The organism is Geopseudomonas sagittaria (assembly GCF_900115715.1).
Classification (GTDB): Bacteria; Pseudomonadota; Gammaproteobacteria; order Pseudomonadales; family Pseudomonadaceae; genus Geopseudomonas; species Geopseudomonas sagittaria.
The window spans coordinates 19,681-45,216 of sequence record NZ_FOXM01000014.1 but is presented as its reverse complement, the minus strand read 5'-3'; the positions used below and the strand labels follow the sequence as shown (position 1 = coordinate 45,216).

Here is a 25,536-nt window from a genome sequence, read left to right as displayed (position 1 = left end):
CTATCAGCATCGCAGCAAGGAGCACGCCGATGAACGACACCCCGATCCCGCCGCCCGGCGAGGACCTGCCGCCCGCCGCCGCGCCGGCGCGCCCCAACGGCGGCCTGGCGCAGCGCCTGCTGGCCCGGCTGATCATCGGCTTCGCCCGCCTGCTCACCGGCGCGCGCAGCCTGTGGCGCGGCTGTGCGCCGGAGCAGCGCCAGCGCATCTACTTCGCCAACCACAGCAGCCACGCCGACTTCGTGCTGCTGTGGTCGTCGCTGCCGCCGGCCCTGCGCGCGCGCACCCGCCCGGTGGCCGGCGCCGACTACTGGCTGCGCGACACCGCGCGGCGCTTCCTCATCCACCGGGTGTTCCACGGCGTGCTGGTCGACCGCGAGCGCCAGGACGCGCAGCACAACCCGCTGCAGCCGCTGCTCGACGCCCTGCATGCCGGCGACTCGCTGATCCTGTTTCCCGAGGGCACGCGCAACCTGACCGACCAGCTGCTGCCGTTCAAGAGCGGCCTGTATCGCCTGGCCCGGGCCTGCCCGCAGGTCGAGCTGGTGCCGGTGTGGATCGCCAACCTCAACCGGGTGATGCCCAAGGGCCGCGTGCTGCCGCTGCCGCTGCTGTGCACGGTGACCTTCGGCGCGCCGCTGGGCCTCGCCGCCGACGAGGGCAAGGAGGCCTTCCTCGCCCGCGCCCGCGACGCCCTGCTCGAACTGGCTGCGGAGGCCGACTGACATGGACCGCGACACCCTCTTCCTGTTCGCCGGCATCGGCGCCCTGCTGGCGCTGGCCTCGCTGGTCGGCTTCGTCCTCAAGTGGCGCAGCCGCGGCGCCGCCAGCCCGGTGATCGACAACCTCAACGCGCGGATCAACGCCTGGTGGGTGATGGTCGGCGTGCTCGGCGGCGCCTTCTGGCTCGGTCACGGCGCGGTGATCGGCTTGTTCGCCGCGATCTCCTTCTTCGCCCTGCGCGAGTTCATCACCCTGGCGCCGACCCGCGGCGGCGACTACCCGGCGCTGGTCGCGGCGTTCTACTTCGTGCTGCCCGCGCAGTACCTGCTGATCGCCTACGACTGGTACGGGCTGTTCGCCATCTTCATCCCGGTCTACGTGTTCCTGCTGCTGCCGATCCTCGCCTCGCTGGGCGGCGACACCACCGGCTTCCTCGAGCGCGCCGCCAAGGTGCAGTGGGGGATGATGATCGCGGTGTTCTGCATCTCCCACGTGCCGGCGCTGCTGACCCTCGACATCCCCGGCTTCGAAGGCCGCAACCTGCTGCTGATCGCCTGGCTGGTGCTGGTGGTGCAGATCTCCGACGTGCTGCAGTACGTGTGCGGCAAGCTCTTCGGCAAGCGCAAGATCGCCCCGCAGCTGTCGCCGTCGAAGACCGTGGAAGGCTTCGCCGGTGGCGTGGCGTTGGCCACCCTGGTCGGCGCCAGCCTGTTCTGGATCACCCCGTTCGGCTTCTGGCAGGCTGCGCTGGTCGCCCTGGTGGTCACCCTGCTCGGCTTCTTCGGCGGCCTGGTGATGTCGGCGATCAAGCGCGACCGCGGGGTGAAGGACTGGGGCCACATGATCGAAGGCCACGGCGGCATGCTCGATCGGCTGGATTCGGTGTGCTTCGCCGCGCCGATCTTCTTTCATGTGTTGCGCTATGGGTGGACCTGAACGGCGCTCCGCAGACGGGGCGCCGCAGGCTTTGCAGCCCAGTGCTTAGAACTCCAGGCAGATCTTGCCGAAGTGCTGGTTGCTTTCCTGGTAGCGGAACGCCGCGACTATCTCCTCGAGGGCGAAGCGGCGGTCGATTACCGGGCGCAGGCCGTTGGCGTCGATGGCGCGGATCATCGCCTGCTGCTGGGCGCGGCTGCCGACCAGCACGCCCTGCAGGCGCAGCTGCTTGAGCAGCGCCGGCACCAGCGGCAGCTCGCCGGCCACGCCGCTGAGGATGCCGATCACCGCGATGTGCCCGCCGACCCGCGCGGCGGCCATCGACTGGGCGAGGGTCGCCGGGCCGCCGACCTCGATGACGTGGTCGACGCCGCGCCCGCCAGTCAGGCGGCGCGCGGTCTCGCCCCAGGCCGGATCCGTGCGGTAGTTGATCACGTGGTCGGCGCCCATGGCCTTGAGGCGCTCGAGCTTGGCGTCGCTGGACGAGGTGGCGATCACCGTGGCGCCGGCCAGCTTGGCGAACTGCAGGGCGAAGATCGACACGCCGCCGGTGCCCTGCACCAGCACGCTGTCGCCCGGCTTGAGGGCGCCGTCGGCCATCAGCGCGCGCCAGGCGGTGAGGCCGGCGGTGGTCAGGGTGGCCGCCTCGGCGTGGCTCCAGCCTTGCGGCGCGCGGGTGAACGAGGTGGCGCGGGCGGTCACCGCTTCGCGCGCATAGCCGTCGATGCCGTCGCCCGGCACGCTGGCGAAGCCCTCGACCAGCGGCTCGCCATCCAGCCAGTCGGGGAAGAAGGTGCTGACCACGTGGTCGCCGACGGTGAGTTCGTCGACCCCGGCACCCACGGCGATCACTTCGCCGGCGCCGTCGGCCATCGGGATGCGCGGCTCGCTCGGTCCCCACATGCCGCTGACCACCGCGAAGTCGTGGTAGTTGAGCGAGTTGGCGTGCAGGCGCACGGTGATCTCGCCCGGTCCGGGGGCGGCCGCTGCGCTGCTGCCGACGACGACGTTGGCGTAACCGCCGCCGGGCTGAACGAAGATGGCTTTGCTGTGCATGGAGGCTCTCCTGGAGGGTTTCTGGTCTGCGGGTTCGGGACTATCGAAGCGTAGCGGCCAAGCATGCCAGCTTTCCCGGCCAAACCGCCCGGCAACCGCCCAAAGTCGCGGATGGCTCGTCCGCTGTGCCGCCAGCCGCTCCCGGGGCCTGGATGCTCCGCTGCCGAATGGTTCGGCGATGCGATTGTGCCGCGCAGGCGTGCGCGGGATGACGCCGATCAATGCCGCACCCCGCGCCGGGGTGTCAGGATGACATCAAGCCAGTGTTGCCGCGGCGTGTGGTCGAAGACGACGCGCGTGCCCGCAGATCGATATCCCCGAACCAGGAGTACTCCATGTTTCCCGAATACCGCGACCTGATTACCCGCCTGAAGACCGAAGACGCGCACTTCACCCGCCTGTTCGACGAGCACAACGAACTGGACCAGCGCATCAAGAACTTGGAGGCCCGCATCGAGCTGGCCACCGATGAGGAAATCGAGACCCTGAAGAAGGAGAAGCTTGTCCTGAAAGACCAGCTGTACGTGATCCTCAAGGACGCTGACGCGGCCTGACGGTACGCCCACCGGCCTCCCCGTCGCCTGGCGGGGAGTTGCTTGCCCGCTCCCTGGCGCGTCATCCGATGCAATCCCTTGCCGCGCAAGCGTTGCTGCAGCGCCGGGTCAGCGCCTGAGCAGGCTCAGCGCGGCAGCGCCCAGTTCCTCCAGCGGCAGCCCCCTGGCGATGCCCAGCGCGCTGCCGGCCACCTCGCCCACGCGGCTGAGCAGGCCGCACTGCCACAGGTCGACCTCGCCGACGTGCGGATTGCCCCAGCCCATCTGGCAGGCGACGGCCTGGTTGCGCCTGCGTTCCTGTTCGGTGACCGGGTACATGCGGTTCCAGGCGCCATACAGCTGCCGGTCCTGGTTGGACATGCGCAACTGGTAGCGCTCGTGCATGTACAGGTAGGTGCGCGCGATGGCGCCGCGGACTTCCTCGCGGGGCATGACCTGGCGCCTGGCGAAGTCGACCACCACCTCGCACTGGCCGTACTGGTGGGGCTTGGCGTTCAGCATGGCGAACGGGTAGTTGCTGCGGTCGCCGTTGACCTCGCCGATCGCCGGCACCAGGTTGTGCAGGTCGGCCTCGGCGCGGGCGAACAGCGGGTCGTTGGCGCTGCAGTAGTCGCGGCCGCCCTTCTTCCAGCACTGGCGCTGATGGCCGATGACCCAGGCCGGCACCACGTGCTCCCACTCGACGCGGCTGGCGCGCTGGCGGTTCTTGCGCGGCTGGTAGCCGCAGCTGGCCAGATCGACGCGATTGCCCTGGTAGCGGCAGCCGCAGTAGAAGGTACGCGGGTTGTCGGCGTGGATGTCCCAGGCGACCTTCTTGGCGGCCTGGAAGGTGGCGGGCGGCTGGATGTCGCTGAAGACGACGGCGAGAAGGGCCGAGACCAGCAGCGAAATCATCGCCAGCAGCTTCTTGGCAGCCGAGTTGCTCATTGAGGCGTTCCCTGTAGTCCATCAAGGGGGCGGCACTCTATGCGCGGGGCAGCGCCAAGGCAAGGCTGGCGCGGCGCCATGCCACCCGGCCGCGAGCCGCGCATTCGTCACCAATCCGCAGTAAAATCACGCACTTTGTGTACGCCTTGCGAGTCGCCGCGCCATGACCACCGCCTTCCGCCCCGAACTGCTCTCCCCCGCCGGCACGCTGAAAAGCATGCGCTACGCCTTCGCCTACGGCGCCGACGCGGTGTACGCCGGCCAGCCGCGCTACAGCCTGCGGGTGCGCAACAACGAGTTCGACCACGCCACCCTCAAGCTGGGCATCGACGAGGCTCACGCGCAGGGCAAGAAGTTCTACGTGGTGGTCAACATCGCCCCGCACAACGCCAAGCTGAAGACCTTCCTCAAGGACCTCGAGCCGGTGGTGGCGATGGCCCCGGATGCGCTGATCATGTCCGACCCGGGGCTGATCATGCTGGTGCGCGACCACTTCCCGGAGCAGGTCATCCACCTGTCGGTGCAGGCCAACGCGGTCAACTGGGCGTCGGTGGAGTTCTGGCGGCGCATCGGCGTCGGCCGCATCATCCTGTCCCGCGAGCTGTCGCTGGAGGAGATCGGCGAGATCCGCGCGCAGGTGCCGGGCATCGAGCTGGAGGTGTTCGTCCACGGCGCGCTGTGCATGGCCTACTCCGGGCGCTGCCTGCTGTCCGGCTACATCAACAAGCGCGACCCCAACCAGGGCACCTGCACCAACTCCTGCCGCTGGGAGTACAAGGTGCACGAGGGCAAGGAGGACGAGCTGGGCAACGTGGTCCACGTCCACGAGCCGATTCCGGTCAAGCAGATCGATCCGGGCGCCGTCGCGTCGGGCGCCGTCGAGCCGACGCTGGGCATTGGCGCGCCCACCGACCAGGTGGTGCTGCTCGAGGAGAGCAACCGTCCCGGCGAGTACATGGAGGCGTTCGAGGACGAGCACGGCACCTACATCATGAACTCCAAGGACCTGCGCGCCGTGCAGCACGTCGAGCGCCTGACCCAGATGGGCGTGCACTCGCTGAAGATCGAGGGGCGCACCAAGAGCCACTACTACGTGGCGCGCACCGCCCAGGTGTATCGCAAGGCGATCGATGACGCGGTGGCCGGGCGGCCGTTCGACATGTCGCTGATGGATACCCTCGAATCGCTGGCCCACCGCGGCTACACCGAGGGCTTCCTGCGCCGCCACGTGCACGACGAATACCAGAACTACCAGCACGGCTACTCGCTGTCCGAGCGCCAGCAGTTCGTCGGCGAGTTCACCGGGGTGCGCCAGGACGGCCTGGCCGAGGTGGCGGTGAAGAACCGCTTCCAGGTCGGCGACCTGCTCGAGCTGATGACCCCGCAGGGCAACCTCAATTTCCGCCTCGAGCACATGCTCAACAAGAAGGGCGAGGCCAGCCAGGTGGCGCCGGGCGACGGGCACATCGTCTACCTTCCGGTGCCGGAAGAGGTCGACCTCAACCTGGCGCTGCTGATGCGCCATCTCGACGGCGGCAGCACCCGCGGCTGAGGGCGCGCGGCGCCTGTTCCTGTGGGAGGCCCGACCCCGGGGCGATGCTCTTGATCCGTTGGCGGGCCGGTGGCCCGCTTCGCCGCGAGGGCGCGCCTCCCACAAGGATGAGTGGGGCGGCCGCAGCCGCCCTCAGGCCGCCTGGGCGCGCAGCAGCTCGGTCATCGCCTGGGCTTCCACCGGCTGGCTGATCAGGTAGCCCTGGATTTCGTCGCAGTGGTGGGCGCGCAGGAAGGCCAGCTGCGCCGGCTGCTCGACGCCCTCGGCGACCACCTCGAGGCCCAGGCTGTGGGCCATGACGATGATCGCCCGGGTGATCGCCGCATCGCCGCCCTGGCCGCTGCCATCCAGCTCGCGGATGAAGGTCTGGTCGATCTTCACCACGTCCACCGGCAGGTGCTTGAGGTAGCCGAGCGAGGAGTAGCCGGTGCCGAAATCGTCGATCGCCAGGCGCACGCCGAGCACGCGCAGCTCGCGGAACACGCCGACCAGCGCCTCGACGTTGTCCGACAGCTGGCTCTCGGTCAGCTCCAGCTCCAGCAGCGACCCCGGCAGGCCGGTTTGCGCCAGCACCGCGGCGACCTGGGCGACGAAGTCCGCCTGGCGCAGCTGGTGCATGGAGATGTTCACCGACACGCGCAGCTCGGCCAGGCCGGCCAGCTGCCAGGCGCGCGCCTGCTGGCAGGCCTGCTGGAGGACGAACGCGCCGATGGCATTGATCTGGCCGGTTTCCTCGGCCATGCCGATGAAGCTGGCCGGCGCCACCAGGCCGAACTCCGGATGGCGCCAGCGCACCAGCGCCTCGGCGCTGAGCAGGCGGTTCGCGCCCAGGGTCAGCTTGGGCTGGTAGAACACCTCCAGCTGGCCCTTGTCCAGCGCCTTGTCCAGCTGCGCCTCGAGCAGCAGGCGCTCGCGGCTGCTGCTCTGCAGGCTGTCGCGGTAGAACTGCACGGTGTTGCCGCCGAGCTGCTTGGCGTGGCGCATGGCCATGCTCGCCTGACTGAGCAGCTCGGCCGGATCGCCGGCGGCGGACAGCAGGCCGATGCCCAGCGAGGCGCTGACCACCAGCTCGTGGCCGCCGCACTGCAGGCTGCGGCGCAGTTCGCCGAGCAGCCGGCGCGCCATGGGTTCCAGCTCCTCGGCGGTTAGCTGGCCGTCGAGGAGGATGGCGAATTCGTCCACCGCGAGCCGCGCGATGGTGTCGGCGCGGCCCACGCTGCGGGTCAGGCGGCGGGCGATCTCGCAGAGGATGTCGTCGGCCACCTGCAGGCCGAGGCTCTCGTTGAGCAGCTTGAAACGGTCGAGATCGATGTGCAGCAGGGCCAGCTCGTGCCCATTCGGGCGCACCCGGCGCGCCGCCTCGGCGACCCGCTGCAGCAGCAGGCTGCGATTGGCCAGCCCGGTCAGGGCGTCGTGGTTGGCGAGGAAGCGGCGCTGCGCTTCCTCCTCGCGGCGCGCCTGCTCGCTGGCGCTCAGCGCCTGGGTGCGCTCGCTGACCCGCTGCTCGAGGGCGCGCTGGGCGGCGCGCAGCTCTTCCTCGACCCGCTGGCGCTGGTGCACTTCGCTGGCCAGCTCGCGGTTGAGCTGGTCGCTGGCGCGGCGGGCGCGTTCCTCGAAGGCCATCAGCGACTGGTTCTGGAAGCGCTGCAGCAGGTTGTGCAGGGCCGCGCGGTTGATCTGCCAGGCGCTGACCAGCAGCGCCGCCAGCAGGATCAGGCCGAACACTCCCCAGCCCTGCAGCTGGGCATCGCCACGCCCGAGCAGATACAGGCTGGAGGGCAGCAGGCCGGGCACGGCGAAGGCCAGGAAGGCGCGCAGGCAGGCGGCATAGACGACGCTGGCGGAAATGATCGCCGCCACCAGGATGCCGTAGATCAGCGCCTGCTGCTGCGGCGCCGCCAGCGGCATGAGCAGCACGCCGACCAGCGCCAGGGTGATGCCCGAGGCGGCGGCGCCGAGCAGGAAGGTCTGCCGCCAGGCCGCCTCGGCCTGCTGCTCGGCGGAGGCGCGCTGGAAGGCGCGGGTCTGCCACAGGCGCAGACCGGCCAGCAGGCTCAGCCAGGCCAGCAGGCCGCCGAGCAGGCTGGTGCTGTGCTGGCCCCACAGCAGGGCGACGCAGCTCAGGCCGCCGAGCAGCATGAGCAGGGTGGGCAGGCGCGAGCCGCGATACAGCTGGCGGGTCAGTGCCGCCTCGATCTCTGCGGCATAGTGCTGACGGACGTCATCCGGCTCGATCACCGGCGGCGCGACGTCAGACGAAAACAGGAAAGTCATGAGTGCAACTTGTGTTGTTGTTGTTTTATGGTCGTCCTGGACATGGCGCGGCTGACTCTCCGTGGCGAGCAGCCGGCACTCCCGGCCAGCGCAGAGTTTGCCCCGTCTTCGCGCCGACCGCTAGAATGCCGTGATGCGCGAAGACCTATCCTTTCTGCTTAGTACTCTCAACGATGCCCAACGCCAGGCCGTCGCCGCTCCGCTCGGCCGCCAGCTGGTGCTGGCCGGCGCCGGCTCGGGCAAGACCCGCGTGCTGGTGCATCGCATCGCCTGGCTGATCGAGGTGGAGAATGCCCCGGCGCATTCGATCCTCTCGGTCACCTTCACCAACAAGGCCGCCGCCGAGATGCGCGTGCGCATCGAGCAGCTGCTCGGCGTCAGCCCGGCCGGCATGTGGGTGGGCACCTTCCACGGCCTGGCCCACCGCCTGCTGCGCGCCCACTGGCAGGAGGCGGGGCTGGCGGAAAACTTCCAGATCCTCGACTCCGACGACCAGCAGCGCCTGGTCAAGCGGGTGATCCGCGAGCTGGGCCTCGACGACACCAAGTGGCCGGCGCGCCAGGCGCAGTGGTTCATCAACGGCCAGAAGGACGAGGGCATCCGCCCGCAGCACATCCAGGCGGCCGGCGACCACTACCTGGCCACCATGCTCAACATCTACAGCGCCTACGAGGCCGCCTGCCGGCGCGCCGGCGCGATCGACTTCGCCGAGCTGCTGCTGCGCGCGCTGGACCTGTGGCGCGACCACCCCGGCCTGCTCGAACACTACCAGCGGCGCTTCCGCCACATCCTGGTCGACGAGTTCCAGGACACCAACGCCGTGCAGTACGCCTGGCTGCGCCTGCTCGGCCAGGGCGGCGCCAGCCTGATGGTGGTCGGCGACGACGACCAGTCGATCTACGGCTGGCGCGGCGCGCGGATCGAGAACATCCAGCAGTTCGGCCGCGACTTCGCCGACGCCCAGACCATCCGCCTGGAGCAGAACTACCGCTCCACCGCGCGCATCCTCAAGGCCGCCAACGCGCTGATCGCCAACAACCAGGGCCGCCTCGGCAAGGAACTGTGGACCGAGGGCCACGAGGGCGACCCGCTCAACCTGTACGCCGCCTTCAACGAGTACGACGAGGCGCGCTACGTGGTCGAGAGCATCATGGAGGCGGTGCGCAAGGACGGCCTCAAGCGCAGCGAGATCGCCATCCTCTACCGCTCCAACGCCCAGTCGCGGGTGCTCGAGGAGGCGCTGCTGCGCGAGAAGGTGCCCTACCGCATCTACGGCGGCCAGCGCTTCTTCGAGCGCGCCGAGATCAAGAACGCCATGGCCTACCTGCGCCTGGTGCGCGAGCGCGAGGACGACGCCGCGCTGGAGCGGGTGCTCAACCTGCCGCCGCGCGGCATCGGCGAGAAGACCGTGGAGACCCTGCGCGAGATCGCCCGCGGCGAGAACCTGTCGCTGTGGCGCGCGCTGCACCAGGCGGTCGGCAACAAGCTCGTTCCTGGCCGCGCCGCCGGCGCGCTGAACGCCTTCGTCGAGCTGATCGACAGCCTCGCCCTGCGCGTCGAGGCGATGCCGCTGCACCTGCAGACCCAGACGGTGATCGAGCAGTCCGGGCTGATCCCCTTCCACCTCGCCGAAAAGGGCGAGAAGGGCCAGACGCGCATCGACAACCTCGAGGAGCTGGTCAGCGCCGCGCGCGCGTTCGAGACCGGCGAGGACGAGCTGTCGCCGCTGGCCGCGTTCATCGACCACGCCGCGCTGGAAGCCGGCGACACCCAGGCCGACGTCGACCAGGACAGCGTGCAGCTGATGACCCTGCACAGCGCCAAGGGCCTCGAGTTCCCGCTGGTGTTCCTGGTCGGCATGGAGGAAGGCCTGTTCCCGCACAAGATGAGCCTGGAGGAGCCCGGCCGTCTCGAGGAGGAGCGTCGTCTCGCCTACGTCGGCCTGACCCGCGCCATGCAGCGCCTGGTGCTGACCTACGCCGAGACCCGCCGCCTGTACGGCAGCGAGACCTACAACAAGGTGTCGCGCTTCGTCCGCGAGATACCGCCGGGGCTGATCCACGAGGTGCGTCTGGCCAACGCGGTCAGCCGCCCGTATACCGGCAACCGCAGCGTGGCCAGTCCGTTCGCTGGCGCCAGCGTGCCGGAAACCGCCTTCGCCCTCGGCCAGCGCGTGCAGCACAGCCTGTTCGGCGAAGGGGTGATCCTCAACTACGAAGGCTCCGGCGCCCAGGCGCGGGTGCAGGTCAATTTCGACGGCGAGGGCAGCAAGTGGTTGATGCTGTCCTATGCCAAGCTGCAAGCCCTGTAGCCGGCCGCGTCGCCGGTTACGCGTTCCCTACAACAAGAAACGGCCGATTGCGGCCCCATCGAGCAATGGAGAATACCCCGATGAATCGTCGCCAACTGTTCGGCGCTGCCGCAGCGCTGCTGGCCGCCATGGGCCTGGCCGGCTGCAAGGATGAACCCGTCGCCCAGCAGAGCGCGGCGCAGCCGGCTGCCGCGCCGGCGCAGACCTTCACCTGGAAGATGGTCACCTCCTGGCCGAAGAACTACCCGGGCCTGGGCACCGGCGCCGAGGGCTTCGCCCAGCGCGTCAACGCCATGAGCGGCGGCCGCCTGACCATCAAGGTGTACGCCGGCGGCGAGCTGGTGCCGCCGCTGGAGGCGTTCGACGCCGTGTCCCAGGGCACCGCCGAGCTGGCCCACACCACGCCCTACTACTGGAAGGGCAAGACCCCGGCGGCGCAGTTCTTCACCGCCGTGCCGTTCGGCCTGTCGACCATGGAAATGCACGCCTGGCTGAGTCACGGCGGCGGCATGGCCCTGTGGCAGGAGGCCTACGCGCCGTTCGGCATCAAGCCGCTGGCCGCGGGCAACTCCGGCATGCAGATGGGCGGCTGGTTCAACAAGGAAATCAACAGCCTGGAAGACCTCAAGGGCTTGAAGATCCGTACCCCGGGCCTCGGCGCCGAGGTCTACAATCGCCTGGGCGCCACCACCGTCAACCTGCCCGGCGGCGAAGTGTTCACCGCCATGCAGACCGGCGCCATCGACGCCACCGACTGGGTCAGCCCGTACAACGACCTGGCCTTCGGCATCCACAAGGCCGCCAAGTACTACTACGCCCCGGGCTGGCAGGAGCCGCAGGCGGTCATCGAGCTGCTGATCAACCAGAAGGCCTGGGACAGTCTGCCGGCCGACCTCAAGGCGATCGTCGAGGAGGCTTCGCGCGGTTCGGTGCAGGTCATGCTCGAGGAGTACTCCTGGAACAACGCTAGGGCGCTGGCCGAGCTGAAGAACCAGGGCGTGCAGCTCAAGCGCTTCCCCGACGAGGTGCTGGCCGCCATGCGCCACGAGTCCGAGCAGGTGCTCGACCAGCTGGCCGCCCAGAACGAGCTGAACGGCCGCATCTGGTCGTCGATGAAGGCCTTCCGCGAGCAGGCCGTCGAGATGAGCAAGGTTTCCGAGAAGGAACTGCACAACTGGCGTTGAGCCTGCTGTCCCTCTCTCTCCCCTCGGGGAGAGGGTTGGGGTGAGGAGGGGGGCAAGGGCTGCCCGTGCAACAGCCCGAAACAATCTGCAACTGGTCGCCTGCCCGCCACTGGGCAAAGATGGCCTGCGTGAATTTCACAACCGAGAGCCTTCTCACATGCAACGATTTCTCAGCCTGGCCATGGCCCTGTGCCTCAGCCTGACTCTCAGCATTGATGCCTTCGCCGCCAAGCGCTTCGGCGGCGGCAAGTCGTTCGGCTCCACGCCGACGCACCAGACCCAGCAGCGCCAGACCCAGCCGGCGGCGCCGACTGCCACCGCGCCGACCGCCGGTGCCGCCGCGGCCGCCAAGCCGGCCAGCGGCGCCTCGCGCTGGCTCGGTCCGCTGGCCGGCATCGCTGCCGGCGGCCTGCTCGCCTCCATGTTCATGGGCGACGGCTTCGACGGCCTGCAGATCTTCGACTTCCTGATGTTCGGCGGCCTGGCCCTGCTCGCCTTCATGGCCTTCCGTGCCTTCGCCCGCCGCAAGCTGCAGGCCCAGGGTGCCACCCCGGCCTACGCCGGCATGGGCAACACCCAGGCCTACCAGGCCCAGCCGCAGCACGCTGCCCCGGCCCCGGCCGCCAATACCGTGTTCGGTGGCGGTGCCGCGCAGCCGGCGCGCACCTTCAACGCCCCGGCCTGGTTCGACGAGCAGCGCTTCGTCGGCGTGGCCCGCGAGCACTTCCTCAACCTGCAGCAGCACTGGGACGCCGCGGAGATGGACAAGATCGCCGAGTTCGTCACCCCGCAGATGCTCGAGTTCCTCAAGCAAGAGCGCGCCAGCCTGGGCGACGGCTTCCAGTCCACCTACGTCGACAACCTGCAGGTCAACCTGGACGGCATCGAGCAGCAGGGCGGCAAGACCATCGCCACCCTGACCTTCGACGGCGTGGCCAAGACCTCGCGTTTCGACCAGGGCGAAGCCTTCAGCGAAAGCTGGCGCATGGAGCGTGCCGACGGCGACAACCAGCCGTGGCTGGTCGCCGGCATCCGCCAGAACGGCTGATCCGCAGCGCACGACCCAAACCATCGGCAATCACGACAAGACCCGGGCCTGGCCCGGGTCTTGTCGTTCCGGCCATTCGCGAGTGGCGCGCGGTTAGGCTATAAAGCACCCCGCTTTGCCGTTCCCATTACCCATCAAGAGGGCTGTTGCCGTGGAAGAAGTGATCGACCGACTGCGCGAGCTGAACGAGCCGGTGCCGGTGCCGCTGGAACTGCCGGACGAGGACATGCTGGTGGAAATCCAGGAGCAGATCCTCATCCACCTGCCCTTCGAGCTGCGCGAGTACCTGCTCAAGGCCAGCGACGTGGTCTACGGCCACCTGGAGCCGGTGACCGCCAGCGACCCGCACTCGCACACCTACCTGCCGGACGTCGCCTCCCGCGCCTGGCACGAGGGCCTGCCGCGCTACCTGGTGCCGCTGTGCGAGGACCGCGGTCGCTACTACGCCGTCGACCCGGAAGGCCAGGTGCTGCTCTGGGACGGCGAGATCGACGAGGACCAGAGCTGGGACTCGGTCTGGCACTGGATCGACGAGGTCTGGCTGGAAGGCGCCTGACGCGCCTCGGCCGCGGCGCCACCGGCTGAAGCGACGCTGCTGTGGCGTCGCCCCCGTCGAATGTCGCAAAGCCGACAGGCCGCCCCGCCGGCTGGCCGACCAACCGCCCGTAGCGACTGGCCTGCAGACCGGGCGCCATTCTGGTATTGCTCTTGCAAAGGTCTTCCCCAGGCCTACAGGAGCGTGCCCGTCCCATGTCGACCCAGACCCTGCCCGACCCCGCAGCTGCCCTCGCCGTGGTGCGCGACTATCACCAGCGCACCAAGCACCGCTTCAGCGCCTACGCCCACGGCCCGGGCACCCTCGACTGGGATGCGCAGCCGGCGCCGTTCCGCCATTTCGACGGTGCCGCGCAGATCGCCCTGCCGCGCCTGGCCGCGCTGGCGCCCGGCAGCGCCCTGCACGCGGCGCTGCAACGCCCGTTCGCCGCGCTGGACGAACCCCAGCCGCCGCAGCCGGCGGACCTGGCCAGCATCGGCGCTCTGCTGCAGCTGTCGCTCGGCCTCAGCGCCTGGAAGCGCTACGGCCCGGACCGCTGGGCGGTGCGCGCCAACCCCTCCAGCGGCAACCTGCACCCCAGCGAGGCCTACCTGCTGGTCGGCGGCATCGCCGGCCTGGCCGACGGCCTCTACCACTACCGCCCGGAAAGCCACGCGCTGGAGCTGCGCGCTAGCCACGCGACCACTGGCGGCGGCCCGCGCCTCGCCGTGCTGCTCACCTCGGTGATGTGGCGCGAGGCCTGGAAGTACGGCGAGCGCGCCTTCCGCTACTGCCAGCTCGATAGCGGCCACGCCGCCGGCGCCCTGCGCTACGCCGCCGCCGCGCTGGGCTGGGCGCTCACCGAGCAGAGCCAGGTTGGCAGCGCCACGCTGGCTCTGCTCGCCGGCAGCGACCGGTTGAGCGAGTTTTCCGCCGGCAAGCGCGCCGAAAGCGAAGTGGAGGAAGCCGAGATCCTCCTCGCCGTCGGCCTGAGCGGCGCGCCGCCGGCGCCGTTGGCGGTCGCCGAGTTGCAGGCGCTGGCCGCCAGCGCGCAGTGGCACGGCGTCGCCTCGCCCATCGACCGCCAGCCGCTGTGCAGCTGGCCGCTGATCGGCGCAGTCGCTGTCGCCAGCCGCAGCGAGGATGGCGCGGTGCCGCCCGCCACCGCGCTGGCGCCGCCCCTCCCGCGCGCGCCGGGCGAAGCCGCCCAGCCGCTGCAGCCGCTCATCCTTGGCCGGCGCAGCGCCCAGCGCTTCGACCACCGGCACCACATACCGCTCGCCCAGTTCACCGCCCTGCTCGCCCGCCTGCAGCCCGCCGCCGGCGCGCCCTGGGACGTGTTCGCCGGCAACCCGCGCGCGGCGCTGCTGCTGTTCGTTTCCCACGTCGAGGGCCTGGTGCCCGGCCTCTACCTGCTGCCGCGCAGCGAGGCGCAGCTGGCCGCCCTGCGCCCGCTGCTGGCCGAGCGCTTCCGTCTCTGGCCGATCCCCGGTATCGAATCGCTGCTGCAGCTCAGCGCGCTGGAGCCGCTCGCCCTGGCGCGCACCGCCCGCGCCCTGCACTGCCACCAGGAGCTGGCGTCCAGCGCCTGCTTCGCCGTCGGCATGCTCTGCGAGTTCGACGCCGCGCTGGCCGCCGGCCCGGCCGCCTATCGCGCGCTGCAGCGCGAGTGCGGGCTGATCGGCCAGGCGCTCTACCTGGAAGCCGAGGTCCACGGCCTGCGCGGCACCGGCATCGGCTGCTTCTTCGACGACCCGGTGCACGAACTGCTCGGCCTGTCCGGCACGGCCTGGCAGAGCCTCTACCACTTCACCGTCGGCCGGGCGCTGGACGATGCGCGCATCGAAACCGCGCCGGCCTACGCCGACTGACTTTCCTGCGGAGATTTCCCATGACCAGCGCCGAACGCGTGCCCTTCCAATGCCTCGCTGCCGACGAAGCCGCGGCGCTGATCCGCAGCGAGCCGGAGATCCGCCTGTTCGACGTGCGCGACCTGCAGAGCTACCAGCAGGAGCACCTCGAAGGCGCCATGCACCTCAGCGAGGAGCGCGTGCCGCTGTGGCTCGGCCGCCTGCCTAGGGAGGCGCCGGTGCTGGTCTACTGCTACCACGGCAACGCCAGCAAGACCTTCGCGCAGATGTTCAGCGACTTCCGCTTCGCCCGCGTCTACAGCGTCGACGGCGGCTTCCGGCCGCTGGCCAACGCCCTGGCCGCGCCCGCCGCCGAGGAGGCGCCGAGCGATGCGCTCAGCCCCATCCTCGCCGCCTTCCTCGCCGACTGGGAGTACCCGGCCGGCGACCTGAACGCCCGCGGCCGGCACGGCCTGACCCCGCTGATGCGCGCCGCGCTGCAGGGCGATCGGGCGATCGTCGAGGAACTGCTGGCCCTCGGCGTCGACCTGCACGCGCGCAACGACGACGGCAACACCGCCCTGTGGCTGGGCTGCGTGTCGCGCGACGCCGGCCTGGTGCAGGACCTGATCGAGGCCGGCATCGAGCTGGACAACCGCAACGACGCCGGCTCCACCGCGCTGATGTACACCGCCTCCAGCGACCGCCCGCAGCTGCTCGAACTGCTGCTCGCCGCCGGCGCCGACCCGCAGCTGCGCAACTTCGACGACCTGCGCGCGGTGGAGCTGGCCGCTTCGAAGACCTGCCTCAAGCTGCTGCGGCATACGGCGGACTGAGGCCAGCGACGCACGCTGCGCGGGTCTCCGTCCTCAGTGCGTCCCGCGGCCGGCGGCGCCTCGGCGGCCGGCGGCGCCTCGACGTTCCCCGCCGCCGCGGCCTATGATCCGCGCCCCGTCCGTCGCGAGCCACGCCAGCCATGCCCTACCTGCTCACCGTCACCCTGCTCTGGGCCTTCTCCTTCAGCCTGATCGGCGAGTACCTGGCCGGCCAGGTGGACAGCGACTTCGCCGTGCTGGCGCGGGTGGTGATCGCCGCCCTGGTGTTCCTGCCGCTCACCGTCTGGCGCGGCCTGCCGGGGCGGCTGGTGGCCGGCTTCTGGCTGGCCGGCGCGCTGCAGTTCGGCGTCACCTACCTGTGCCTGTACCGCAGCTTCACCGTGCTGACGGTGCCCGAGGTGCTGCTGTTCACCGTGCTCACGCCGATCTACGTGACCCTGCTCGACGACGCCCTGGCGCGGCGCTTCAACCCCTGGGCGCTGGTCGCCGCCGTGGTGGCGGTGGGCGGCGGGGCGATCATCCGCTTCAAGCCGCTGGAGGGCGACTACCTGCTCGGCTTCCTGCTCCTGCAGGTCGCCAACGCCACCTTCGCCGCCGGCCAGGTGCTGTGCCGCCAGCTGCTGGCGCGCTATCCGGTCGAGCAGCCGCTGCATCGCTACTTCGGCCACTTCTTCCTCGGTGCACTGGTCCTCGCCCTGCCCTCCTTCCTGCTGTTCGGCAACCCGGCCAAGCTGCCGCACACCGCCGTGCAGTGGGGCGTGCTGCTGTGGATGGGCCTGTTCGCCACCGCGCTGGGCATGTTCTGGTGGGTCAAGGGCAGCACGCGGGTGAATGCCGGCACCCTGGCGGTGCTCAACGAGCTGCACGTGCCGGCCGGCCTGGTGGTCAACCTGCTGATCTGGAACCGCGACGCCGACCTGCCGCGCCTGGCCGCCGGCGGCGCGGTGATCCTCGCCTCGCTGTGGCTGTGCCGGCTGGGACGGCGGCGCTGGAGCGCTCCCAGCCCCGCCTGACAGGCGCCTCAGCCGCCGAAGCGCGCCGGCACCAGCCGGCGCATCTGCCGCCCCACCACGGCGCGAAAGCGCGCGTTGTGGATGCAGATGCCGCCGGCCAGGCCGACCAGACAACCCAGCACGGTGTCGTAGAAGCGCGCCTCGATCAGCGCGGCGACCGGCCCCTGGCCGAGGGTGGCGGCCTCGGCGAGCAGGATGGTCATCGGCGTGATGAAGATGACGGCGAAACCGTAGTGGCGCACCACCGCCGTCTCGACCACGAAGGCCAGCAGCATCATCGCCAGGGTGATGCTCCAGCGGTCGAGCGGCAGCAGGAGCAGCCCCCAGGCCAGCAGCAGGCCGATGCCGGTGCCGAGCAGACGGTGCAGCTGCCGGTTCCACACCGCCTGCAGCGAGGCGCCCTGGATCACCGCCAGGCAGCTGACCGGCACCCAGTAGGCCTTCTCCAGCTGCAGGGCTTGGGCGAGGGCCAGCGCCAGGCCGACGAACACGCCGATCAGCACCGAGTCGAACACCACGAAGTCGAAGGTCGGCACCGGCAGCGGCGGTACAGGATCCGGCTCGCGCTGGCGCAGGATGTGGGCGCTGTAGAAGAAGGCGATCAGGCAGGCCAGCAGGGCCCCCATGGCGAGCAGGCCGACCATCTGCGGCACCTGCTCCCATTCCAGCGGCGTGTAGGCGCCGATCGACGCGGCCATGACGAAGAACAGGCTGCCGGGCACCCCCAGACCGTAGAAGCGGCAGGCCATGGTCACCAGGATGGTGACGAACACCAGCGTCGGCATCATCAACAGCGGCAGGAAGTGGCTCATCAGGCCCAGCGTGTAGCAGGCGATCATCGCGAAGGCGCTGGCCATCACCGTCAGCATGCGGTGGTACAGCGGCGTGCGCGGTGTGTAGAGAAACACCAGCCCGCCCAGCGCGGAAACCAGCCCGAAATCCATCCGGTCCAGCAGCGCGCCGATCAGCAGCGGCAGACCACTGGCCAGCGCCGCGGCGAAGGGCTTCTGCCAGGGCCGGTCGCTGGGGTTGATGGTCAGCAGCTGGCGCCACTGCGCCTGCAGCAGTCGTTGCAGTTCAGCCCATTTGCCGTGCATCACGCCTCTCCTTCCTGAACCGCGCCACCGCATCCTGCTCAGCCCAGCGCTTGCCGGTGCACGCGCGGCGCAGGCTATCTGGAGTAAAGCTCGAACTGCATGTTGGCGTAGTTGCTCGCGCCACTGAGATCGGGGAACAGCGTCAGGTGGTTGATGTTCATCTGCTCGAGGCCGCGCAGCACGTCGATCCTTTCCGCGTTGGGCAGGTGGATCTTGCGGATGATCGCCTGGTTGGAGCCGGCAAACTCGCTGGCGATCAGCGCTTCCAGCTCCTCGCCGGTCTCCGAATAGGAGAACAGCCCGTTCTGGCCGAGCACCCGCGCATTCTCGTCGGAGTTCGGCGTGTAGAAGCGCACCATCCGGGCCAGATTGGGCCGCCCTTCGACCTCGTGCTTGTTCAGCGACACGATGATGCGCTTGCGGGTGTCGTCCTTGTCGGTGTTGGCGAAGGCGAAGAACGCCGCGGTGTAGGGCGAGTGGGTCCAGTCGACCAGCGGCGTCAGCAGCTCGAAGTGCTGGCCCAGTGCCCACCACTCCAGCGGCTCGTCGTACTGCGGCGGATTGGCGCCCCGCTTGCCGCGGATGGCCATCTTGAAGCGATTGAGCTGCTCCTGGCGCAGCTTGGCGGTCTTCGACTTGTCGGCGATCCGCCGGTCGATGGTCGACTCGAGCTTGTAGTAGTCCTTGCGATGGCCGCGATAGATCCAGCCGCAGCCGGGCGAGAAGGTTTCCTGCACGTAGTCGATGAAGAAGTTCCACTTGCGGATGTGGATCTCCTCGATGCCGTCGCGGACTCGGCCGGACGTCCAGCGGGGTTGCGTTGCCTTGTTCATGAGCGAAAAACCTGTTGGCTGTACTGCACCGGGAGCGAGCAGCGCGGGCCTGTGGGCGCGCGCTCCCGGGTCGTTTACGCGGGGTGAGCGGCGGCGCTGGGACTGTTCTGGATGAACACCAGGGCCTTCAGGCCGCTGTCGGGGTGGATGTCGGCGAACTCGGGCGGGTTTTCCAGGCGCTCGGCGAAGCGCAGGCTGGGCGCCTCGCTGGCCATGCCGTCGATCAGGAAGTCGACGCCGATGGCCGGATCGTTCACGCAGGCCAGTACCGTGCCGTCGGCGGTCAGCAGGTCGGGCAGGCGGCGGAGGATCTTCTGGTAGTCCTTGGTCAGCGCAAAGCTGCCCTTCTGGAAAGACGGCGGGTCGATGATGATCAGGTCGTAGGGGCCGTACTTCTTCAGCTTGCCCCACGACTTGAACAGGTCGTGGCCGAGAAAGCTCACCCGGTCGAGATCCTGGCCGTTCAGGCGGTGATTGTCGCGCCCGCGGTTCAGCGCCGCCTTGGCCATGTCCAGGTTCACCACCTGCTCGGCGCCGCCGGCCAGCGCCGCCACCGAGAAGCCGCAGGTGTAGGCGAACAGGTTGAGCACCCGCTTGCCCTGCGCCTGCTCCTGCACCCAGCGGCGGCCGTAGCGCATGTCGAGGAACAGGCCGTTGTTCTGCTTCCTGCCGATGTCCAGCTTGAAGCGCAGGCCATTCTCGCTGATCAGCCATTCGTCGATGGGCTCGCCGCGGAGGAATTCGGTAGTGCTCTCCGGCAGGTAGCGGTGCTGCAGCAGCAGGGTGTGCGCCTGGCTGGCCTGCCAGGCCGGAGACTCGGTCAGCGCCAGCAGCATCTGCTTCAGCGCGGCCAGCTCGGCCTCGCCCGGCTCGCGGAACAGCGCCACCAGCAGCACGCCCTGCAGCCAGTCGGCGGTGACATGCTCGAGCCCCGCCCAGCGCCGGCCGCGGCCGTGGAACAGGCGACGGGTTTCGTCGGGCAGGGAACTCAGGGCGTTGATCAATTGCTCGTGCAGGGTGGCGATGGCTTGTGGGTGCATGGCTCGGTATCGGGCAGGTGTTGCCGGCTATTTTAAGCGCAGCCGGCGGCCGGCGGGGCGCTGCCGACCAGCAAAGCGGCTTTTCCTCAGCGCCGGCGCAACGCGCGCGGGCCGGCACGCGGCGTGGACGCCCTCGGCGGGCAGGCGACCGGCGCCGCAGTCGTCGGGCGGGAATTTGGCGCGGCAGGGGCGGCATAGGGAACGCGGCGGGCGGCGTGTGGTCTGCGCTCGGTGCATTCCATCCACCTGCCCACGCGAAGCGTTCCCCATGCCTATCCGCCCTGCCCGCTGCCTGTCGTTGTGTGTCGCCACCCTACTGCTGTTCGCCTGCACCGGCACCCCCGCCGCCTCCGCCGCGAACGGCTCGCGACTCTACCCGGACGAGGTGAAAGACCTGCTGCGCGAACACAACCGGGCGCGCGCCGATGTCGGCGTGCGGCCCCTGCAATGGTCGCCCCAGGTCGCCCGCAGCGCCCAGCGCTGGGCGGACCACCTCGCCGACAGCAGTTGCCGCATGCAGCACAGCCGTGGCTCGGGCTACGGAGAGAACCTGTACCGGGCCACCGCCGACTACTATGAGGTGCCCGACGCCGCCCGCGCCTGGGCGCGGGAGAAACGCCTCTACCGCGGCGGTCCGCTGCGCCCGCACAACTGGGCACCGAGCGGCCACTACACCCAAATGGTCTGGCGCGACACCCGCCGCCTCGGCTGCGGCGTCAGCGAATGCGGCGACAAGATGATCGTGGTCTGTCACTACGAGCCGAAGGGCAATTATCTGGGGCGGGCGCCGTATTGAGGTGAGCCGCTGGGGCGTAACCGATGGCTCCCACGCTCCTGCGTGGGAGCCTGACCTCCGGACGCTCCGCGTCCAGCCGCGGGAGTGGCCTGGGGAGCGTGGGCACGATCAAAACAGCGTGGTGGATCAGGCGCGCAGCGGATGCGCCGCCAGCTCGACTCCCATTGCGCGCATCACCTTCACCACGGTATCGAAGCGAGGCTTGGCGCCGGGGGCGAAGGCCTTGTAAAGGCTGGCACGGCCCAGACCGGAATCCCTTGCGATCTGCGCCATGCCGCGCGCCTTGGCGACATGGCCGACGGCGCGAATCAGTTCGTCGATATCGCCCTCGGCCAGCACCTGGGACAGGTATTCGCTGATTGCTTCTTCGCTGTCGAGCAGCGCCGCCAGGTCGAACTCGGTAATCACGGGTTTCATTCGATCTCTCCAGCCAGCCTCTTGGCCAGCGCAATGTCACGCGACTGCGAGGACTTGTCCCCGCCGCACAACAGCAGAATCAGCATCTCGCCCCGCCGCGTGAAGTACAGCCGGTAACCCGGTCCAACATCCACACGCATCTCCGACACTCCCTCGCCTACCGGCTTCACGTCGCCCAGATTGCCGGCCGCAGCACGGTCGATGCGCCGGGCGATGGCGATCCTGGCGCGCAGGTCGCGCAACGCGGTATGCCAGTTGGCGAAGGTGTCGGTTTGCTGGATGAGGTAGTTCAGGCATCGAGTGTATCCAATTGGATACGATGCGCAAGCGCCCGCCGGCTGCAGGCTCGACTTCGAGCGGCTCATTCCCCGTGCAAGGTCACCACCAGTGTCCGCGCCCCGCCGTGCTCGCGGTGTTCGCAGAGGTAGATCCCCTGCCAGGTACCCAGATTCGGCCTGCCATTGGTGATCGGCAGGCTCAAGCTGTTGCCCAGCAGACTGCTCTTGATATGCGCCGGCAGGTCGTCGCTGCCTTCCAGGGTGTGCTGGTAGTAGGGCTCGTCCTCGGGCACGGCGCGGTTGAACCAGGCCTCGAAGTCGCTGCGTACCGTGGGGTCGGCGTTCTCGTTGAGGGTCAGCGAGGCGGAGGTGTGCTGGATGAACACATGCATCAGCCCGACGCGCATCTCGCGGATCGCCGGGCAGTGGGCGAGGATCTCGTCCGTCACCAGGTGGAAGCCGCGGCGGCGGGGTTTGAGCTGGAAGCGGTATTGGTGCCACATGGTACACGGTCTTCCCTTGTCCGAAAGTGGACAGATTTTATCCGTCTCGGCCCCTGGCTACGGTGGATAACTTCCTTCCGCCAGCCGCAGAAAAGCCGCTGTACCCCACGCAGCAGCTGTCTCCAGCCAGATCTCCGGTAGAGGCGGTCGATTTCTTGCTTGTGGTACGGGTAGAACGGTATTTGGGGCTGCTGCTGTGCCGTCCGGTGGGCGCGGCTGGCGCAGTGAAGCTTGGAGAAGCTAGACATGGTGAACATCTGGGCGCTGGATAAACATCAGGACATCCGGCACGTGTTGCTACTGCTGACCGAGCAACTGGGGCCGGATGCCTTCGTGGTGGATACCGGGAGCCAGCAGGACGCGAGGGCGGTCTATCTCCTGCACTCCAGCGATTCGCATCTGCGGATCTGGCTGAACACCCTGGGCCAGCCACCGGAGCATTACAGGGTGTATGTCGAGCAACTCGACGAGGACGCCTTCGACAACTACGAAAGCATGAGCCTGGCCGCGCTGGTCGATCTGCTTTCGGTGGAGCTTGAGCTGGCGGAGGTCAGGCCGCTGCCCTGAGCGGCCCTCCGCATGGCTGTGGATAACCACTTTTCCACAGCCCATGGTTTTTTCTGATGGCTCCTGACCTCTGGACGCTCCGTGTTCAGCCGCAGGAGCGGCTTGAGCCGCGTTCCCACGCGGGAGTGTGGGCACGATCAAATGGGAGAGCGGCGTCCTGAGGCGTTCGGTATTCGTAGGGTGGGCAACTCGCGTAGCGATTGTCCGCCTCTGCCGATGTGGATTGGTGGACAAGGCTGCGCCGTTGTCCTCCCTACATGCTGATGGCTACCGCGCTTCTGTGTGGTAGCCGGACCAAGGACGCTCCGCCTCCCGTCCCAAGAACGGTCCGGGCGAAGTACTCTCGCAGGAGCGTGGCACGATCAAAATGATTAACTAACCATTGGGGGTGATCCCACCCTTCTTCAATAGTCTAGCTGCTACCCTGAATAGATCTGGCATGTCTAGTCGGCCATCTTTCCTTCTGAACATAACCCCTATTTCCTCCAGAACACTAAAAAGGCCGAATTCTGAACGGTCTTCGTTGCTTTTGAATGGAAGCAAATATTTTTGTTCGGAAGCATCAGAGATTAGCTTTGCTACCGTGTTAGCCCGAGTCCAGACTTCAAATACAGTCTGTTCTTCCTGAGGTAAAAGAAGGCCCGCCATTGGCGCCAATACACCTTTAATCCAGGGGAACTCTTGATGTAGCTGATCCACACGCGTTTTCGACGCTTCCCTCAGGCCATGCCTAATCCCATCTGGGCTCACCACTTTGTCGACAGGTGCCATTCCGTGCTTGGCGGCCGCAACCATTAGGCCTAAAAAACTTCGTGGAGTTACTTCAGAAAAAGCGTCAGCAGAGTGTTTTAAAGGCCAGTCGTATGTTATCCCTTTTTTATAGGCATGAACTCCTGATCCCATATAAGGTCCAGAGATGGCGCTCATCAGTTTCTTCTGGTCCGCTTCGTCTGTGACCAATGACCAACGCCTGGTTAGCACGGATTCTTGATCAGCCGCTGGCAAACCACACGAAATAAGGAGTTTTTCGAAAGCCTTCTTTGCGTCCGATGAGGAATTTAATGCCATCCTGGAAAACAAAAGGCCATAAAGATCTGTCCATTGCCAAGTTAAGCGAACCGAACCTGCTCGCAGCTTGGGAAGCTCAACAAACCGAAGAGAATCATCATCTATCTGGTCAGGTCTGATAAAAATTTTAACTCGAATGTTCCGATAAGCCCTCATCGCCCAAACAACCTCAAACAGCGCCTCTGTCAAAAGGCGCCTGCGAGGCCAGGTTCTCGCTACTGTATCAACAGCATCATATACAATGAGAAGCATCCTTCCTTGGGGCGACAGTTCATTCTCGCATTTTAGGATGATGTTTTCTCTGTCCTCCCAGCTAGCACCTAATGCCATGCAGTCAGATAACTTCTTGTCAGTTCCTCGGTTTCGCTGTATGGCATGAATTACTGTTCCCCACCAAAATATCTTGGCCTGCTCAAGCGAGGCGTCTGAGGGAACCAAGGAGTCAACAGCATCTGAGGAAACTCCTCCAGGTCCAGGGATTCCAGTATAGCCAAATCGAACGTCAAGGCGCTCCAGGCCCAACTTAGGGTAGGCTTTCGCCGCTGCCTTTAAAGTGCTTTCTTGGCCTAATGCGCCTGACCAGAAGCTTTTTCCACTACCTCTTGCCCCTACGACCACTGGAGTAGTTGGGTTAAGGGCAACAGCATGTGAGTCTGGCGCAAATAATTCCTCTATTCTCGCGACATGCGCTCCGACAGCATCATTGGAAACATCGCCAGGGATGGAAGAAATAGCAAGGCGTATAGCAAGGTAGTCGGCTTGGTTCATCATGGATTTATACCCTCCAAACTATCAGGGATAGTGGCGCGAATTTTTGCCAGTAGCTGCTCATAAGCTGCGACATAGACTCCACTTTCCAGAAGGTCAGTATGTGCCTGAGGGTTGAATCCTTTAAATTTAGGATCATCCAAGATCGCTAAAGGCTCTAGGTATTGATAGTCTTCTTTTGGAAGGATGTCTTCATCTGAAGCTTCGTCGTTCCATTCAATGTCCCCAAATCCAATCTCTTGTGAGAAGGATTCAGGATTACAAATGTCGGGCTTTTCAACCAAGCCGAGGTCAGCAAACAGGCTTCGGCATTGATCTGCAAAACGCTGTCGGCTTTCTAGCTCGCTGGGTGCCTTGCCTTGGACGATTGTAAATCTCGAAAGCCACTCTGGAACCGCTCCCTCATCACCAAATCTCGCCATATGAGAGAGAAGAATTTTGAATCCCTGAAATGTCTGGGGCTCATCAAGTCCAAAAAGAAGAACTTCTGCTCCCATTCCTAGTATGGCAGACGCAGTCGTCTCATGCAGCCCCGCACGAGCGTCAACTAATATTGCATCGTACTGTCTTGAGTCGGAGAAATAGTCAATCAGTTCGCTTATTTGGTCCAAAATTGTTGCAACACTTCCATCCTCCCTAATGTCTTCCATATATGCGCGTGCAATTTTTGACAAGACATCCCCAGGATTATTCAATGATCTCTTGCCAAGCACTGGAATAACATCAATACGTCCGCGTCCATTCGAGAGGTCAGATGGCCCTATTAGATCGGCAAGGAACTGTCTATCCAGTGAGGATATTCCATTTTCAACAAGGGCATCAATCAATCCGAACTCGGGCAAGGTGTCATTGTTAAGCAGAATTGGCCCAAGCCCAGGCGCCTCAATGTCTAAATCGATTGCCAGCACTCGAAGACCTTGCCTCGATAAGGCCGATGCAGCCACTGCCAGTGCAGTTGATCGACCAACCCCACCCTTAATGCTAGAGAAGACAAATCGAGGGGGTGGTGGCGCCAGCCTAACAGGTGCACGGAGCCAGTCGGCCCCAACAATGCGTCTATCAATCAGTCTGATAAGGAAGTCGCCAACTTTTATTTTAATCGCCTTGTTGTCCTGGAGAACTCGGGATGCACCGTACTCGGAGGAGCTAACCACGACTCGATCTTTTCCGGCATAAGGCCCTAGCTCTATTCTTAATGCCTCTGTCAAGTTGGAGTGCATGGTTTCATCTAGCTCTGCAGAGCAAAAGAAAGAAAGCCTGCCTGTTGCATCCCGCAGGACCGTCCCAGTGGAGAGGAGGTCCCGCCCAAGGAGTTCGGCAACTTTTCTTACAAGCACTTGCAGACTGTCGTCAAATCTAACCATGATTTT

24 protein-coding genes are annotated in these 25,536 nt (G+C 66.9%); 13 read left to right on the top strand and 11 right to left on the bottom strand.

The features are described from left to right. The first annotated feature begins 29 nt into the window (after window positions 1-29). Both BM297_RS16225 and BM297_RS16220 read left to right on the top strand, forming a co-directional pair. Window positions 30-725, top strand: coding sequence for a lysophospholipid acyltransferase family protein (locus tag BM297_RS16225; protein WP_092433371.1), 696 nt, complete (start codon window positions 30-32; stop codon window positions 723-725). Between the two features lies 1 nt (window position 726). After that, window positions 727-1,659: a phosphatidate cytidylyltransferase gene (locus BM297_RS16220; protein WP_092433369.1), complete on the top strand. Its 933-nt coding sequence runs from the start codon at window positions 727-729 to the stop codon at window positions 1,657-1,659. Window positions 1,660-1,704: 45 nt separating this feature from the next. On the opposite strand, the gene BM297_RS16215 is transcribed toward BM297_RS16220, so the two are convergent. Continuing rightward, entirely contained in the window at window positions 1,705-2,715 is a 1,011-nt protein-coding gene (locus BM297_RS16215) for a zinc-dependent alcohol dehydrogenase family protein (protein WP_092433367.1), read from the bottom strand. A 335-nt stretch (window positions 2,716-3,050) separates the two neighbouring features. Between BM297_RS16215 and BM297_RS16210 the strand changes: the two genes are divergently transcribed. Next, a complete protein-coding gene (locus BM297_RS16210; RefSeq protein ID WP_092433365.1) occupies window positions 3,051-3,269 on the top strand; it encodes an HP1242/YdcH family protein in 219 nt (72 codons plus the stop codon). Between the two features lie 108 nt (window positions 3,270-3,377). Here the strand turns inward: BM297_RS16210 and BM297_RS16205 are convergent, their stop codons facing one another. After that, complete coding sequence (locus tag BM297_RS16205; RefSeq protein ID WP_245768278.1) at window positions 3,378-4,163, bottom strand: endonuclease; 786 nt, start codon at window positions 4,161-4,163, stop codon at window positions 3,378-3,380. A 196-nt stretch (window positions 4,164-4,359) separates the two neighbouring features. Here BM297_RS16205 and trhP point away from each other — a divergent pair, with 196 nt between their 5' ends. Further along, a complete protein-coding gene (trhP, locus tag BM297_RS16200; RefSeq protein ID WP_092433361.1) occupies window positions 4,360-5,748 on the top strand; it encodes a prephenate-dependent tRNA uridine(34) hydroxylase TrhP in 1,389 nt (462 codons plus the stop codon). A 132-nt stretch (window positions 5,749-5,880) separates the two neighbouring features. Here the strand turns inward: trhP and BM297_RS16195 are convergent, their stop codons facing one another. Continuing rightward, window positions 5,881-8,022: a putative bifunctional diguanylate cyclase/phosphodiesterase gene (locus BM297_RS16195; RefSeq protein WP_092433359.1), complete on the bottom strand. Its 2,142-nt coding sequence runs from the start codon at window positions 8,020-8,022 to the stop codon at window positions 5,881-5,883. A 133-nt stretch (window positions 8,023-8,155) separates the two neighbouring features. Here BM297_RS16195 and uvrD point away from each other — a divergent pair, with 133 nt between their 5' ends. The 7 genes from uvrD to BM297_RS16160 all read left to right on the top strand — a co-directional run bounded on the left by uvrD (window position 8,156) and on the right by BM297_RS16160 (window position 16,799). After that, a complete protein-coding gene (uvrD, locus tag BM297_RS16190; RefSeq protein WP_092433357.1) occupies window positions 8,156-10,333 on the top strand; it encodes a DNA helicase II in 2,178 nt (725 codons plus the stop codon). An 80-nt stretch (window positions 10,334-10,413) separates the two neighbouring features. Continuing rightward, a complete protein-coding gene (locus BM297_RS16185) occupies window positions 10,414-11,517 on the top strand; it encodes a TRAP transporter substrate-binding protein (protein ID WP_092433356.1) in 1,104 nt (367 codons plus the stop codon). A 157-nt stretch (window positions 11,518-11,674) separates the two neighbouring features. Continuing rightward, window positions 11,675-12,565, top strand: a complete 891-nt coding sequence (locus tag BM297_RS16180; RefSeq protein ID WP_092433354.1) for a Tim44 domain-containing protein — start codon at window positions 11,675-11,677, stop codon at window positions 12,563-12,565. A gap of 151 nt (window positions 12,566-12,716) precedes the next feature. After that, window positions 12,717-13,121: an SMI1/KNR4 family protein gene (locus BM297_RS16175; RefSeq protein WP_092433352.1), complete on the top strand. Its 405-nt coding sequence runs from the start codon at window positions 12,717-12,719 to the stop codon at window positions 13,119-13,121. Between the two features lie 194 nt (window positions 13,122-13,315). Continuing rightward, on the top strand, window positions 13,316-14,971 hold the full coding sequence (locus BM297_RS16170; protein ID WP_092433350.1) for a SagB family peptide dehydrogenase: 1,656 nt from the start codon (window positions 13,316-13,318) through the stop codon (window positions 14,969-14,971). A gap of 20 nt (window positions 14,972-14,991) precedes the next feature. Next, a complete protein-coding gene (locus BM297_RS16165; protein WP_092433348.1) occupies window positions 14,992-15,786 on the top strand; it encodes an ankyrin repeat domain-containing protein in 795 nt (264 codons plus the stop codon). Window positions 15,787-15,926: 140 nt separating this feature from the next. Next, window positions 15,927-16,799: an EamA family transporter gene (locus BM297_RS16160; RefSeq protein ID WP_092433346.1), complete on the top strand. Its 873-nt coding sequence runs from the start codon at window positions 15,927-15,929 to the stop codon at window positions 16,797-16,799. An 8-nt stretch (window positions 16,800-16,807) separates the two neighbouring features. Here the strand turns inward: BM297_RS16160 and BM297_RS16155 are convergent, their stop codons facing one another. The 3 genes from BM297_RS16155 to BM297_RS16145 form a co-directional block, all read right to left on the bottom strand. Next, a complete protein-coding gene (locus BM297_RS16155; RefSeq protein ID WP_092433344.1) occupies window positions 16,808-17,896 on the bottom strand; it encodes an FUSC family protein in 1,089 nt (362 codons plus the stop codon). 74 nt (window positions 17,897-17,970) lie between these two features. Further along, window positions 17,971-18,729, bottom strand: coding sequence for an FRG domain-containing protein (locus tag BM297_RS16150; RefSeq protein ID WP_092433342.1), 759 nt, complete (start codon window positions 18,727-18,729; stop codon window positions 17,971-17,973). Between the two features lie 74 nt (window positions 18,730-18,803). Beyond that, window positions 18,804-19,769 (bottom strand): class I SAM-dependent methyltransferase, encoded by a 966-nt coding sequence (locus BM297_RS16145; RefSeq protein ID WP_092433339.1) that lies wholly within the window; start codon window positions 19,767-19,769, stop codon window positions 18,804-18,806. A 268-nt stretch (window positions 19,770-20,037) separates the two neighbouring features. On the opposite strand from BM297_RS16145, the gene BM297_RS21885 reads away from it, so the two are divergent. Next, complete coding sequence (locus BM297_RS21885; protein ID WP_175526674.1) at window positions 20,038-20,565, top strand: CAP domain-containing protein; 528 nt, start codon at window positions 20,038-20,040, stop codon at window positions 20,563-20,565. Window positions 20,566-20,691: 126 nt separating this feature from the next. Here the strand turns inward: BM297_RS21885 and BM297_RS16135 are convergent, their stop codons facing one another. The 3 genes from BM297_RS16135 to BM297_RS16125 all read right to left on the bottom strand — a co-directional run bounded on the left by BM297_RS16135 (window position 20,692) and on the right by BM297_RS16125 (window position 21,763). Continuing rightward, window positions 20,692-20,982 (bottom strand): addiction module antidote protein, encoded by a 291-nt coding sequence (locus BM297_RS16135; RefSeq protein WP_090312399.1) that lies wholly within the window; start codon window positions 20,980-20,982, stop codon window positions 20,692-20,694. Continuing rightward, complete coding sequence (locus tag BM297_RS16130) at window positions 20,979-21,275, bottom strand: type II toxin-antitoxin system RelE/ParE family toxin (protein WP_092433512.1); 297 nt, start codon at window positions 21,273-21,275, stop codon at window positions 20,979-20,981. The genes BM297_RS16135 and BM297_RS16130 overlap by 4 nt, the downstream gene beginning before the upstream one ends. 68 nt (window positions 21,276-21,343) lie before the next feature. After that, window positions 21,344-21,763, bottom strand: a complete 420-nt coding sequence (locus BM297_RS16125) for a secondary thiamine-phosphate synthase enzyme YjbQ (RefSeq protein ID WP_092433336.1) — start codon at window positions 21,761-21,763, stop codon at window positions 21,344-21,346. Between the two features lie 246 nt (window positions 21,764-22,009). Here BM297_RS16125 and BM297_RS16120 point away from each other — a divergent pair, with 246 nt between their 5' ends. Continuing rightward, window positions 22,010-22,330, top strand: a complete 321-nt coding sequence (locus tag BM297_RS16120; RefSeq protein ID WP_245768274.1) for a hypothetical protein — start codon at window positions 22,010-22,012, stop codon at window positions 22,328-22,330. 375 nt (window positions 22,331-22,705) lie between these two features. On the opposite strand, the gene BM297_RS16115 is transcribed toward BM297_RS16120, so the two are convergent. After that, window positions 22,706-24,169: a hypothetical protein gene (locus BM297_RS16115; protein WP_092433334.1), complete on the bottom strand. Its 1,464-nt coding sequence runs from the start codon at window positions 24,167-24,169 to the stop codon at window positions 22,706-22,708. Beyond that, window positions 24,166-25,530 (bottom strand): KGGVGR-motif variant AAA ATPase, encoded by a 1,365-nt coding sequence (locus BM297_RS16110; protein WP_092433333.1) that lies wholly within the window; start codon window positions 25,528-25,530, stop codon window positions 24,166-24,168. Before BM297_RS16110 ends, BM297_RS16115 begins: the two co-directional genes overlap by 4 nt. Window positions 25,531-25,536 lie beyond the last annotated feature (6 nt).

Coding starts and splice junctions, on each gene's coding strand:
- BM297_RS16225 (WP_092433371.1), top strand. CDS start 30: ATGAACGACACCCCGATCCCGCCGCCCGGCGAGGACCTGCCGCCCGCC.
- BM297_RS16220 (WP_092433369.1), top strand. CDS start 727: ATGGACCGCGACACCCTCTTCCTGTTCGCCGGCATCGGCGCCCTGCTG.
- BM297_RS16215 (WP_092433367.1), bottom strand. CDS start 2,715: ATGCACAGCAAAGCCATCTTCGTTCAGCCCGGCGGCGGTTACGCCAAC.
- BM297_RS16210 (WP_092433365.1), top strand. CDS start 3,051: ATGTTTCCCGAATACCGCGACCTGATTACCCGCCTGAAGACCGAAGAC.
- BM297_RS16205 (WP_245768278.1), bottom strand. CDS start 4,163: ATGATTTCGCTGCTGGTCTCGGCCCTTCTCGCCGTCGTCTTCAGCGAC.
- trhP (WP_092433361.1), top strand. CDS start 4,360: ATGACCACCGCCTTCCGCCCCGAACTGCTCTCCCCCGCCGGCACGCTG.
- BM297_RS16195 (WP_092433359.1), bottom strand. CDS start 8,022: ATGACTTTCCTGTTTTCGTCTGACGTCGCGCCGCCGGTGATCGAGCCG.
- uvrD (WP_092433357.1), top strand. CDS start 8,156: ATGCGCGAAGACCTATCCTTTCTGCTTAGTACTCTCAACGATGCCCAA.
- BM297_RS16185 (WP_092433356.1), top strand. CDS start 10,414: ATGAATCGTCGCCAACTGTTCGGCGCTGCCGCAGCGCTGCTGGCCGCC.
- BM297_RS16180 (WP_092433354.1), top strand. CDS start 11,675: ATGCAACGATTTCTCAGCCTGGCCATGGCCCTGTGCCTCAGCCTGACT.
- BM297_RS16170 (WP_092433350.1), top strand. CDS start 13,316: ATGTCGACCCAGACCCTGCCCGACCCCGCAGCTGCCCTCGCCGTGGTG.
- BM297_RS16165 (WP_092433348.1), top strand. CDS start 14,992: ATGACCAGCGCCGAACGCGTGCCCTTCCAATGCCTCGCTGCCGACGAA.
- BM297_RS16160 (WP_092433346.1), top strand. CDS start 15,927: ATGCCCTACCTGCTCACCGTCACCCTGCTCTGGGCCTTCTCCTTCAGC.
- BM297_RS16155 (WP_092433344.1), bottom strand. CDS start 17,896: ATGCACGGCAAATGGGCTGAACTGCAACGACTGCTGCAGGCGCAGTGG.
- BM297_RS16150 (WP_092433342.1), bottom strand. CDS start 18,729: ATGAACAAGGCAACGCAACCCCGCTGGACGTCCGGCCGAGTCCGCGAC.
- BM297_RS16145 (WP_092433339.1), bottom strand. CDS start 19,769: ATGCACCCACAAGCCATCGCCACCCTGCACGAGCAATTGATCAACGCC.
- BM297_RS21885 (WP_175526674.1), top strand. CDS start 20,038: ATGCCTATCCGCCCTGCCCGCTGCCTGTCGTTGTGTGTCGCCACCCTA.
- BM297_RS16135 (WP_090312399.1), bottom strand. CDS start 20,982: ATGAAACCCGTGATTACCGAGTTCGACCTGGCGGCGCTGCTCGACAGC.
- BM297_RS16125 (WP_092433336.1), bottom strand. CDS start 21,763: ATGTGGCACCAATACCGCTTCCAGCTCAAACCCCGCCGCCGCGGCTTC.
- BM297_RS16120 (WP_245768274.1), top strand. CDS start 22,010: ATGGTGAACATCTGGGCGCTGGATAAACATCAGGACATCCGGCACGTG.
- BM297_RS16115 (WP_092433334.1), bottom strand. CDS start 24,169: ATGATGAACCAAGCCGACTACCTTGCTATACGCCTTGCTATTTCTTCC.
- BM297_RS16110 (WP_092433333.1), bottom strand. CDS start 25,530: ATGGTTAGATTTGACGACAGTCTGCAAGTGCTTGTAAGAAAAGTTGCC.